We start from the raw sequence: 11905 nt of genomic DNA, 5'->3' as shown, positions 1-11905 counted from the left end.
AAAGTATCAGTATATGTGATTTATGCTATAGGGTATATGCTTATTAGCTAAGCTCTTGCTAGCTCTTAAGTACAAGGAAATTAAGTTTATACTTTTATAACAAAGGTGGTCTCGATAGATTAGTGCATCAGCTGGTTCGGTGTTGCATCTTTTAAAGCTAACATTTGTCTCAGTTTTTTAATCTCCTGTCTAGCTTCTAATAACGACCTTTTATCTGTATCAGATTGTTTTTTATAATAATCTCGTGACTCTTTCATTTTTTGTAACCGTTTATCTGAGTGTTGAGCGACTCTTTTTATATCTTGATATTCATTAAACCAGTAGATAACCTCATTTTGTGCTTGAATCATCTTTGCTTCAAGCGCATTCTTAACATCAGCATTATCTATGGTTCTTTTGTCTTTACGCGATTTCTCTTCAGCTTTTCTGATATCTTTGATCTGGTTTAGCTTTTGGACGGGCCAACCACGGTTTGTAATAGTATTTCGATGAATACCAGTCATCTTCGAAAGTTGCGCTATAGTGGGTTTTAGCTTTTTGTTATCTTGAAGATCTATTAAGGCAATATTTAGAGCAGAAGTTATTGCTTCATAGTCGTCATTATTTTTTTGATCATAAGCTTCATTACTCATAGTTCGATTGCCTCACCAAGATTTTCCAATACCATTTTGGCCTCGTTCATTGCTGCTAGAATTTGCTCACGAGACTCCAAATATTCTGGTTTATTGAGGTTGGTTTTATTTAACATGTAAACTTCACGCCATTTAGGAGCATGCTTAGTAGTTACAACGGCTTGTTTGCATCGAGCTGGGTTACAACGCAGTGAACCAATACATGGTAGGCTTGAGTCATACTCTTCTGCTCTACCACCATAGCAAAGCCCTTGTCCCATATAGACCATGGCAACCCCTTGATCTACCATAGCCTCATAAATCTCATCCTCTGTGTATCCTTCAGCCATATATCCACTAAACGTCTTGATCAGACCTTTTTTATGCTCACTCGCTTTACCACCATAATATGTACCATTTGGATTATGGGCAGTTTTAATAGCATCTAATTCAGCTGCTCGGCGCAGTGATTTCGTATCACCTTTTCGGTTGCCGTCTTTTGACAGCATCTCACCTATATCACCGTAGCCTAACGTAACTGACGAGGTGGCGCCAGTAGATGTGTACTTAGAGATGCTCTCTACAAAATGTTTCAATTGAAACGATATAAGAGGCAATCCAACTTCAGCCTTAAACAATTGATATGTTAATGTGTGTCTTAACATATATGGATTGAATTTTAGTTCTTTAGCAACTTTTTCGCCTAAGAGTTGGCTAATAAAGTTATTCATTTGATACACGATACCAGTACTAGTCATTGACTGGGGGGAGTTATCAGGTTTAACAGTATCTACATTAGAAATTAAGTAGGGCGACGCCTTAATTTTTGAGATATACGAAGCTGCTAATACTGCATCCTTAACAATTGGTATAGCTACCCATCTGTCGTCAAACAAACCTGTACTAACTTCATCTTTATGCTTTTTGACCGTACTTTCAATCAGCCAGACGGAGTCACTTTGAATTAAGCACGAACAATCCTGAACTCTTATTTCTGATAGTTCAGATGGTCTCATACCTGTATATTGACCCACTAAATACGCGCAGGCATACGCTACGAGGTTAAAGTATTCTCTAAGATTATCTAACTTGTAACCACGTTTTTTCAATGCGTTACGTAAAGTTCGTCCACCCATGACACTAGAGTCTTTTTTGAGCATCCAATCATAGGGTTCAATTATGTTTGTAATGAAACTTGAAGGATAGCCTTTAGTTCCTAATCTCATAGCAATATAAGCATTTAAAATTTCGTGGGTTACTCCTTCTTCGTTTGCCCATGAAACGTGGTTGCTTGTATTAAATCTTTCTAAGGAGTTAGGATCTGATATCTTTGCTGAAGCTCCTATAGCGTTTAAAAAGTCCACTATGATAAAGGAAGCCATTTTCGAGAGAGATTCAAATACCAGATCTGGCAGTACTTGTTCTTTTTTCGAAGTATTAGTATTAGCAAGTCTCTTCCATTTCAGGCTATTTAACTCTACATAAGCGATAGGTTTTTCAAATACATACTGAACCGACGCTGGACTGCGTAGATATTTGAAAAATTTATCTAGCTCTATATTTTTTACACGATCGTAGTTTTCAGCAGCTTTGGAATACAGTTCGGGTGTTATATCGGAGAGTGTTCTGATTTTTTCCTGAACAAACTCATGGCCTAACTCATGAGATGCCTGTTTAAATATTTCATTAATAAACGTTAATCCATTTTCAAAAATTGTAATTAAAGAGTTTGCTTTTAAGACTTTTTTTGTTCGACTTTGGCCTTCCTTACTTTGAAGCTTGAAAATCGAATTGTTTAGCAAGGCCAACTCGAATATGATTTTTATTTCTATTAAAACGAATCTTGGGATATCTGTATACTTTGAAAAACTAATGCGGAGCTTTGCGCCCTGAACATTTCGTGCAGCATTAGGATAGTCGTCATTAAAGTCCCAAAAGTCGTCAGAAAACTTTGATAATTTCGATACAGGTTTGTCCATAAGGTACGTCACATACTCTATGTCATCTGTGTAATTATTTTGAAGGTGCTTCTTCTTTTGAACTGTAGCATGGTCTAGAGCATCTAAAACATATAAACGATGTTCTGCAAAACCTGTTAATACATTCAGCTTTTTTTCATAGTCCATTAGATTACTCCATCAACTAGTGTGGTCGTTTCAATGTATTCTGCTAAACGCCGTCCATTTTCTAATTCTTCTAAGGAAAAATTAGATAGTTCAGGTTCTGTAATACCTTTTATCAGTTCTAAATTCTCTGAAATAACATGCCCATAGGGTGTATCCATGACACGGGAGTGCTCTTTCAAAAGCGTATAGTCACGCTTCATTGCAAAAATTTCAGGCAGATTCTTAGCTGTAATAATGACATTGTCACAACCCAAACATTTGTTATATTGTGAGCATGGAGTACCAGGTATGTAGGATGAAAGATTTTTTACAAAATCTGGTGGGTCAAAAATATTTCTGCATTCAGCTAGAGGAGTATGAAAGGTTGTTACCAACTCATCATTTTTTTTGGACTCTATATCTTCTGGCACTTTCTCAACTTTTTTATCCAGAGTCGATTGATGTATCTCTTCTAATTCATCATTTATCTTCATTCTACTCATGGAGTTAAAATCTAGAGAATCTATATAACCGAGAGTTGTTTGGAGTGAGGAGTGACCCAACATGAGTTGAATTTCACGTACAGTTACGCCATTTCTAAGCATCTCACTAACAAATGTTGGTCTAAACCGACTTATTGTAAGAGTTAGGGGATCTCCTGCATCATTTTTTAAATTATATTTCTTAACAAACCTGGACAAACTAGCTCCCAATGCTTTTGCATTTTTTTCTTTGTTTCCTAATAGTGGAGATACTCTGCCGTGCTTTTTTGTACTATTCGACTGATAGATGAACAACCTATCTTTAAAGGCATCATCTTCAATATCTTGTCGAAAACTACTCGTCAATTGGACTAATTCTTCAAAAATAATTTTTATAGACTTAGCTTGAGATGACGTAAGCCATGTCAGTTCTGCATTAAAAAGATCGAGGTGGTATTCTTTATGACCATCAGACCTTTCTTTCCAATATCTAAGACAAGGCCGCGATGTTGCCGGATGGGAATCTACATAATCGTTTATATCAAGAGAAAGTAAAGGATTTGCATTTAAACCAGTAATTTGAGCAAGCCTTAAAACGTAAGGCGTTAGTGTATCCATATTTATCATTGGGGTAATGCCCCAGTCGTTGTATACCTCTATCAAACCCTTATCTGAATCATTAATAATTCTTAAGAAAGACTTCTCAATAGGTGATTTAGCTGTATTGTAATGAACTGGCTTACACATTAAGCGGTTTTCAAAGAGCCATCGCGCATTCTCTAGTGTCGAAAGGCCTCTAATGACTGAACCCTTTTCGTCCAAAGGATTGCTGCCTAAACCCGTTTTCTTATAAGGTTTGAGGGCTTTTCTAGATTCGCTCAATCCTTTTTCAATAGCCTCTAATATTCGAAGTCGCTCGTTCATTGTAAATGGCTTTTTAACATCTGTTTCTCTAGTTGTAGCAAATCCATTTATATTGAAAAAGCTATATTCTATATCGCGTACTTGAGTCAGCCGATTCAATGTTATACGGACTGAACTCAAAACTGTATTTGCATGATAACTTGATATTTCTTTATTTATTACCTTGTCCTCTAAATATTTCCGATATCTAGATAATAGGTATTCATCAAAAGTTGTTACGATTCTAAAGGGTTTATTTCCATACAGTTTAGATAAGAACTCTATAAATGAACTACTCGCAACTCTATAATTACTCTTGCCTGATTTTGAAGAGACAGTTTTGCTACTACAAGCAAACAGTTGCTCAACCTGAATAAACGGTTCTAATTTTGAAGGAGGGAAGAAGTCATCAGCTGCATTTAGCTCTCTTGCTGCGAGTCTATGAAAACGCTCTATCTGACTTTCACTATGATTTCTTCTATTGACATTCGCTTCGCTTGTTCTTTCAGCAACGCTTCTATAATTTGGATCAATAATTCCAATTTTTTCTAAGTCTTTGTGAATGAATTCCCAAGCATCTTTAACAACACTAAATCTTAAGGATTCTTTTTTTATAGGTAGTTGTTCTGGAGACATTTTTCCTATCGAAATTTTGTTGCCGAAAATAGGTAAAGTGTGCTTTTCCTCTACAGTTAGCTTTCTGTACCAATTCAAAAGTTTTCTAGTGTTTTCGATGCCAGCCGCTTCGTAGCTTTCACTTGGTATTATTAGAATCCCTTCTTCGATCATCCTTTCAATTAAAGGAGTAGTAAGACTCCTATATTTTTGTGCAACAGAGTATGAGACACCTACAGCACTCTGAATATGCTTAACAGCTACACTGAAGCCTAAAGTATTATCCGCTTTACTAATTGGTATTTCCCATAATGCTTCTGTATCCGCAGTTGTTTTCGATACCCATTCTATAACAGCTGCTTCGGCGTCTTTAATTGGTTGTTTTTCTTCAACGATTTTACAGTCTGCACCTAAAATCCCTAGCTCAGGAAAATCCTCATGAAACTCATCAATGGTTATTCCAATGTTTTTCATTTGATGTCCTTAATGCCAATTCTTAATTGCGTTTGTTCAGACAAGCGCCTCATCTTCTCGGCCCTAGTTAATAAGTCACCGTTCTCATCACACATACTGTTATAGATATCTTGGGGGATACTTGTATATATCTGTGTAGTCTGGAGATGGTTGTGCCCTAAGTTTTTTTGCACAATAACGAGCCGATCTAAGTAATCGGAACCTAAATCATTTGACTGCAATATTGAATAAGCATTTCCGTGCCTTAACTTGTGAGGAGAGATGCTTCGATCAAGGCGACCTTTCTTTATTGCACGTTCACTTATACGTTCAAGCAATTTGTTGATTGCACTAGGCGTGTAGGGAGTACCTTTAGCATTAAAAAATGCTGGGGTTTTAGACGGGTCTACATATTTACGGGCATATTTTTTATACAGGGGAGATGCATGATATTTCTGCACACGTTTGATAGTTGCTAAGCTAAGCAAAGTCCAGCGTGGCTTAATTTGATTACCACGGCCTTTACTTCCTTTGACTTTTAAAGGCACGTAATCAGCATGGATAGGCTGTTCATTATCGGAGGAAATAAACTTTTCAGAATTGAAGTTGTTAGTATCGTTAAAGTCCTGAAGAGTAACTCTAGGTAGTTCTGAACGACGTAAGCCAGAGTCGTATAAAAATTGGAGTAAAGCTCTTTCTCGTTCTGAATCAGTAAATTCAATCAATATAAAAAGGTCATCAAGTGTGCAAGAGCTAATGGGTGTGCGCTTTGGTGGTTTTGATAGCAAGCCATCGCTATATGGGTTATCTTCTCTAAGCTTATCACGGTCTTCTGTAGGGCTACAAAGGTATTCGATGAAGGCATGTATTGTCTCATCTCTACTTCTAACAGTAGATGAGTTCTTATGATCTTCACGAATTAAAAATGTCAGGTATTCTTGAATTACGTATTTTGGAACTGTAATAAATACTTCATCAGATTCACTGTCATCATAATCTGGACGACTACGAATATAACTTAAGAAGTAGCTTAGGTTTCTACCATAAGTAACTGCTGATTTATAAGAGATTATTTGATGTTTGGTTCGATACGACAAATACTCAGAAACAAGAGGAAGGATCTTGCCATCATCATCAAATACTCCAACACCATTCACTTTTACGGTTTTGTTCAATGATAAGTTTGGAATCTCATTGAGTAAACAAGACTTAGATAAATCTAACTTTGTATCAGAACAAACTTTAACATCCATAATAATCACTATCTCAATACATAGACTAAGTTATGTATTGCATTATATACGATCTATTACTCCGTATTGTGCATTATTGTTATGGGGGTATAATAGGAATAAATCCGCTGAGCGCTGATAAAGCTGACAAGAGAGCTTATTATCCGCAACAAAGAACTGAAACAATGTATGACAAGGCGGCAAGGCCACTTGACTGGCTTCGCTTGGATTCCAACCAGAGACGATAAGACGTCTGGAGTTGGGGTTAATTTTTATTTGCTCAATAAGCTGCGATATTTGATCGACGCCGTCATCATTATAAACATTGTTGTCACTTTCATCAGTGTTTTTAGTTGCGCCATAGTTGCGCCATTGATGGCCATAGACAGGGCCCAGATCCCCAGCAGGGCGATTAAAGCGCGCGGTTTGCTCAGCGGTGGCCCATTCATTCCAAATGCGTACGTTATTTTGCTGCAAATAATCAACGTGCGTGCTACCGCTTAAAAACCATAATAGCTCATACACGATGGACTTAAAGTGTACTTTTTTAGTGGTCAGTAAGGGAAAACCCTCTGCCAAGTCAAAGCGCAATTGCGCGCCGAAATGACTTAAGGTGCCAGTGCCAGTGCGATCGCCTTTTTCAGTGCCGTGAGCCAACACGTACTGGAGTAAATCAAGATAAGCTTGTTCGTTTTTGCTAGTAATCATGGTCTACAACTTCAATATTTAATAACAACTAAGTTTATTTAATGTCTAATATGGGTCTAATAAGCAGCTTGTCTACCCCAATCATAAATGTCACGTTTATAAGCATAAATGATGAGCACGATACCAATGATAATCATCGGTGCGCTTAAGATCTGCCCTTTGGTGACCCAGCCTAAAAGGATAAAACCTTGATCGGCATCGGGCTGACGGAAGAACTCGACAATAAAGCGGCTAAAGCCATAACCAAGCATAAACACGCCCGTCACCGCCATACGCGGACGCGGCTTTGAGGAGTACCACCACAGTAGCAAAAACAGCAGCAGTCCTTCGGTTAACGCTTGATAGAGCTGCGAGGGATGGCGTGGCAGTAAATACTGACCGCTAACCTCAGCCGCCAATTGCTGCAAGGTTGGGTCGGCCTGCATTAGCTGAGCATCAAAGGCCGCCGCTTGCGGGAAATAAGTGAGCCAGTTATAGCCGCCATCAGAGACACGGCCCCACAGCTCGCCATTGATATAGTTGCCAATGCGTCCAAACAATAAGCCCGTTGGCACGCAAGGCACGATAAAATCGAGGACTTGAAAAGGCGTCTTTTTATACTTACGCGCAAAATAAAGCATGCCAAGAGCGACACCAATAAGGCCGCCATGAAAAGACATACCACCTTCCCAAACCCTAAATAAGTAGGCCGGATTTTGTAGTAATTCGCCAAATTGATAGAAGAGCACGTAACCGATACGGCCGCCCAAAATCACCCCAAGCGCGCCAAAGAACACTAAGTCTGAGACCATATCCGTCGACCAAGCATCGCGTTTAGTACTGCGATACCAAGCAAGACCAAAGGCTGCGGCAAAGGCAAGCAAGTACATCAAACCATACCAGTGTACTTCGATAGGGCCGAGCGCTAACGCTACTGGGTCATACTGAGGATGAATGTTCATAAAAGTCATAATATTGAGAATAAGATGCTGCTCATGATAGCAAATTTAGCTGTTACGAACACTAATTTCGCATCGCAATACTGGGCAGTATGGTAAGCGTGCAATGCTAAAAAAATGCTGCTAGTAAAGAAGCCGCGCGCTAGAGAAATAATCATCATTACTATAGCCGCGAGCGTAAGCTAACCGCACAAAGTTATAAGATAGTAATGTCGGATAAAAAACGCTAAGATAAAAACAAACGAGATTGTGATGGTTTATACCAAAATACTGTAAGACCAAAAATACTGTAAGACCAAAAATACTGTAAGACCAAAAATACTATAAGACTAAGGACAGTCATGAAACCCTATCGGTCAAATAGAGCAGTGCTGACTCAGCAAAGATTAGGCACAATACCAAGTTCGATATTTGCTCTAACCGCGCTTAGCTTGTTATTGCCTCCTATTAGTGCTCAAGCGGCTGAAAGCGGCATTGAGCAAATCACTATTTATCAAGGCTTAGCGAGCGTCACGCGTACGCTGCCGATTGCTGGTAGCGGTGAGCAAACGTTAGTGTTTTCTTGCTTGTCGCCTTATCTTGATCAAGACAGCTTGAGCGTACAAGCGCTTGGCGACGTTAATGTCGGTGAAGTCAGTATCGAGACCTTAAGCGGTGAGCAAGCTCAACTGTGCCAGTATCAAGGCGATGCTAAGGTACAGACGCAGCAAAATCACTTAGCCAGTATCAAAGCCGATTTAGAAGCGGCGCGTTTGGTCAAAGCCTATTTGCAAAATATGACCAAAGTCAACCAAATCAGCTTCGAGGGCACTTTGGGCAGTAATGCTCGTGAGCTAGAGACGCAGGCCGCCGCTATTAATAAGCGAATCCTTGAGATTGAGCAGCAACAAGCCCGCGCGCAAGATGCACTCAATCAGCTCATGGCTGGTAGCAGCACGACCACGCAAAATAGCGTCACCCAAGTCAGCGTGCGCACCGCTAGCCGTACGCCAAGTAACCTCAAGCTGCACTATCAAGTGCGCGGCGCTAGCTGGCAACCGACCTATCAAGCACGGCTCAATACCGATACTAAGCAGTTAAGTATTACTGCCTCGGCCATTATCGCGCAGCAAACCGGCGAAAACTGGCAAAACGTGCCTTTAATGCTCAGCTCAGTGAATCCGAACCAAAACGCGACAGGCCAGCTGCCTTATGTGCAGCGCTTATCGCTCTATGACGAGCAGCAGCAAGGTAGTGTCGCAAGATACGCGCAGCCAATGATGGAAGCGCCAGTCGTGGTGGTCTCAGCAGACGAAAGCGCTGGAGCTATGGCTAATATGGCGCCGTTACCGAGCTTTGCGGTCAACCGGCAAGATAAAAACGGCATAACTGAATACCGTTTGCCGCAGCGCGTTAGTATTCCGAGTGATGGTCGGCGGGTACGTACTGTTATCGATGAGCAAGCAGGAATCAGTAAGCTGTGGATTCGAAGCACACCAAGTGCAGAGCTGGCAGGATATTGGTATGCGTCAGCGCCGTTCTTGACACCCGCTTGGGTCGATGGCTCGCTGCAGCTGTACCGTGATGATAATTATATCGGGCAAACGCGCTATAGCTATCAGCTGCTAAAAGAGCAAGGCATTGGCTTTGGTGTTGATAATAATATGCGAGTTAAACAATTAGTAGATGAAGATAAACAAGGCGAGAAAGGCGCGTTTAATCGCATCCAAACTTTGACTAAGACAGAAGCTTATCAGTTTACTAATCAGCATAATAAAACGGTCAACTTACAAGTATTAGGCAGCGAGCCTATCAGCCGCGATGATAACTTAAAAGTCAGTGCCACCCATACGCCGCCAATTAGCGAGCGCGATTGGAATAGTAATCAAGGAGTCGTGGCTTGGGACTTTAAGTTAGCGCCGCAACAGTCGCAAGTCGTGCAGTCGACCTCGCAAATCAGTTATCCGGCTAAGCAAGAATTGATCAGTAATTAAAAAAGGAAAACTATGTGTATCGTCGCTATCGCTTGGCAGCTCTTTGATGAGCTGCCGTTAGTACTTTTATCAAATCGTGATGAGTTCTTAGCGCGTCCTACCGAGCAGTTGCACCAGTGGCCAGATCAGCCGATCTATGCTGGCCGCGACAGCCAAAGTGGCGGCACTTGGTTAGGCATTTATCAGCAAGAACGTCAACAGCAGAGTCAACAACAGAATCAGCAGTCTACTGAGGACAATCAAAGCCCTTTATATCAACAAAACGGTCACTGGGCGGCGGTATTAAACTTTCGCGATGGCGTGCAAGCAAGAGCAGATGAGCGCTCACGCGGCGAATTAGTGACCAGTTTTTTGACAAGTACACTCAGCCCGATGGCATTTGCGCGGCAGATTAAGCTACGAGACTACGCTGGGTTTAATCTCATCATTGGTGATAGCCAGCAAGCGGTCATCGTCAATAACCGTGGCCATGCGCCGACCGCTTTACATGCAGGATTGCATGTTTTCTCCAACGGACAGCCGGATGAAGAGTGGTTTAAAACTGAAAAGCTCCGCGCGCGCTTGCGTCAAGAAGTGCTGCCGCTCATCGCTGAGGATAGCTCGCTTGCGTATTGGCAAGCGGCCGCGCTTAATGTGATGTCAGATAGCACCTCAGCGCCTGAGGAAGGGCTGCCGAAAACAGGCGTACCAAAAGCTATAGAGCAAGCCTTATCGTCTGTGTACATCGACGCGGTCGCTTTGAGTAATACTGATACGCCAATGCCAAGTTATGGCACGCGTACGCAAAGTATTTTGACTTTGCGCGGTGAAGATAAGTCAGAAGTAAAAGCGCAGCTGATTAGCCATGAAACGGATAATGTTAAGTGTTAGGTAGCGAGCATTCCACGCAATATTGTGACGTTATACAGGTTACAGGGGCTGAAAAATGGAGCTATGCTTTATTAGGCTTGCCAGAAAAATAGCTAAAGACATAAAAAATGCTCGCTGTCATATCTGATGTTTTAGATATGACAGCGAGCATCTTTCATTAACGTGAGCGTCTATTCCATCAATAAATGATTGTTTTGTTCCGGAATAATCAGCTCTTGTCTAAGGGGTAACTCGCGTGCCAGCTCTTGCAAAGCACGGCGATAGACCCCGCGTTTAAAGTGAATCACTTGTCCGAGCGGATACCAGTAGCTGACCCATTGCCAATGGTCAAATTCAGGTTTTCCCTCATCAAAGCGAATGTGTTGAGTATTCGGCTCATCTAAGCGTAGCAAAAACCATTTTTGTTTTTGCCCAATACATAAAGGATACTGCCCATGGCGCACGTAGCGCTTTGGCAAGCGATAGCGTAACCAATCTTGAGTGACTGCCAATAAGTCGACATGGCGCGGATGCAGCCCGACCTCTTCCCAGAGTTCGCGGTACATCGCATCCATTGGCGTCTCGCCGCGGTCGATACCGCCTTGCGGAAACTGCCAAGCGTTGTGTCCGATACGCTTTGCCCACAGTACTTGCCCTTGTGTATTTGCCAAGATGATGCCGACATTGGCGCGAAAGCCGTCTGCATCTATCATGACTTAACCTTTTAATTTATCTAAAAATAACTTATTGCCAAGCGACATTCGATAGCCAACATAATTATTATAAGGTAGTGACTATCGTTGCCAAATTAGAATAAGTTTTATTACCCTTATTAAAACAAGAAATGGTCAAAATGTGTAACGATAATTTGCTATAAAATGTTTCACAAATTTAACGATTTAAAATCAATAACTTAAAATACAACTTTTGTTAAATAATGATAAGGCGGTAAATAATCAAACTTGCTCCCTTAGGTTCAAACAGGCTTTAAGTTTATGTTTCTAGACAAACCCTAGATGAAACTAATGCTAAACTA

9 protein-coding genes are annotated in these 11905 nt (G+C 40.9%); 2 read left to right on the top strand and 7 right to left on the bottom strand.

Annotated elements, in window-relative coordinates; translation table 11 throughout:
* Positions 1–119: 119 nt before the first annotated feature.
* Genes AAEY83_RS02120 through lgt form a run of 6 tightly spaced genes read right to left on the bottom strand, consistent with a single transcriptional unit; the run spans position 120 to position 8050 of the window.
* The gene (locus AAEY83_RS02120; RefSeq protein WP_025646081.1) at positions 120–632 is read right to left on the bottom strand and encodes a hypothetical protein; all 513 of its coding nucleotides are present in this window, start codon (positions 630–632) and stop codon (positions 120–122) included.
* A complete protein-coding gene (locus tag AAEY83_RS02115; RefSeq protein WP_025646079.1) occupies positions 629–2737 on the bottom strand; it encodes a site-specific integrase in 2109 nt (702 codons plus the stop codon). Before AAEY83_RS02115 ends, AAEY83_RS02120 begins: the two co-directional genes overlap by 4 nt.
* Positions 2737–5190, bottom strand: a complete 2454-nt coding sequence (locus AAEY83_RS02110) for a tyrosine-type recombinase/integrase (RefSeq protein WP_025646077.1) — start codon at positions 5188–5190, stop codon at positions 2737–2739. The genes AAEY83_RS02115 and AAEY83_RS02110 overlap by 1 nt, the downstream gene beginning before the upstream one ends.
* Positions 5187–6422, bottom strand: coding sequence for a tyrosine-type recombinase/integrase (locus AAEY83_RS02105; RefSeq protein ID WP_007394866.1), 1236 nt, complete (start codon positions 6420–6422; stop codon positions 5187–5189). The genes AAEY83_RS02110 and AAEY83_RS02105 overlap by 4 nt, the downstream gene beginning before the upstream one ends.
* A 42-nt stretch (positions 6423–6464) precedes the next feature.
* Positions 6465–7109: a thymidylate synthase gene (thyA, locus tag AAEY83_RS02100; protein WP_025646070.1), complete on the bottom strand. Its 645-nt coding sequence runs from the start codon at positions 7107–7109 to the stop codon at positions 6465–6467.
* Positions 7110–7165: 56 nt separating this feature from the next.
* On the bottom strand, positions 7166–8050 hold the full coding sequence (lgt, locus tag AAEY83_RS02095) for a prolipoprotein diacylglyceryl transferase (RefSeq protein WP_025646068.1): 885 nt from the start codon (positions 8048–8050) through the stop codon (positions 7166–7168).
* A 338-nt stretch (positions 8051–8388) separates the two neighbouring features.
* Here lgt and AAEY83_RS02090 point away from each other — a divergent pair, with 338 nt between their 5' ends.
* Together AAEY83_RS02090 and AAEY83_RS02085 are read left to right on the top strand one after the other, a co-directional pair.
* Positions 8389–10020 carry a DUF4139 domain-containing protein gene (locus tag AAEY83_RS02090; protein ID WP_025646066.1) on the top strand — a complete coding sequence of 544 codons (1632 nt, stop codon included), beginning with the start codon at positions 8389–8391 and terminating at the stop codon, positions 10018–10020.
* A gap of 12 nt (positions 10021–10032) precedes the next feature.
* Positions 10033–10890, top strand: coding sequence for an NRDE family protein (locus AAEY83_RS02085; RefSeq protein WP_025646065.1), 858 nt, complete (start codon positions 10033–10035; stop codon positions 10888–10890).
* A gap of 170 nt (positions 10891–11060) precedes the next feature.
* On the opposite strand, the gene AAEY83_RS02080 is transcribed toward AAEY83_RS02085, so the two are convergent.
* On the bottom strand, positions 11061–11582 hold the full coding sequence (locus AAEY83_RS02080; protein ID WP_025646064.1) for an RNA pyrophosphohydrolase: 522 nt from the start codon (positions 11580–11582) through the stop codon (positions 11061–11063).
* Between the last annotated feature and the right edge of the window lie 323 nt (positions 11583–11905).

Origin of the sequence: Psychrobacter sp. TB20-MNA-CIBAN-0197, from assembly GCF_040309765.1 — a bacterium.
In the GTDB taxonomy this organism is placed as follows: domain Bacteria; phylum Pseudomonadota; class Gammaproteobacteria; order Pseudomonadales; family Moraxellaceae; genus Psychrobacter; species Psychrobacter submarinus.
Note: the sequence above shows the minus strand (reverse complement) of the source record. Positions and strands in the feature narration are given on the sequence as shown.

Bases quoted from the DNA above. Each gene is read 5' to 3' on its own strand.
- AAEY83_RS02120 (WP_025646081.1), bottom strand. From the start codon at position 632: ATGAGTAATGAAGCTTATGATCAAAAAAATAATGACGACTATGAAGCA.
- AAEY83_RS02115 (WP_025646079.1), bottom strand. From the start codon at position 2,737: ATGGACTATGAAAAAAAGCTGAATGTATTAACAGGTTTTGCAGAACAT.
- AAEY83_RS02110 (WP_025646077.1), bottom strand. From the start codon at position 5,190: ATGAAAAACATTGGAATAACCATTGATGAGTTTCATGAGGATTTTCCT.
- AAEY83_RS02105 (WP_007394866.1), bottom strand. From the start codon at position 6,422: ATGGATGTTAAAGTTTGTTCTGATACAAAGTTAGATTTATCTAAGTCT.
- thyA (WP_025646070.1), bottom strand. From the start codon at position 7,109: ATGATTACTAGCAAAAACGAACAAGCTTATCTTGATTTACTCCAGTAC.
- lgt (WP_025646068.1), bottom strand. From the start codon at position 8,050: ATGAACATTCATCCTCAGTATGACCCAGTAGCGTTAGCGCTCGGCCCT.
- AAEY83_RS02090 (WP_025646066.1), top strand. From the start codon at position 8,389: ATGAAACCCTATCGGTCAAATAGAGCAGTGCTGACTCAGCAAAGATTA.
- AAEY83_RS02085 (WP_025646065.1), top strand. From the start codon at position 10,033: ATGTGTATCGTCGCTATCGCTTGGCAGCTCTTTGATGAGCTGCCGTTA.
- AAEY83_RS02080 (WP_025646064.1), bottom strand. From the start codon at position 11,582: ATGATAGATGCAGACGGCTTTCGCGCCAATGTCGGCATCATCTTGGCA.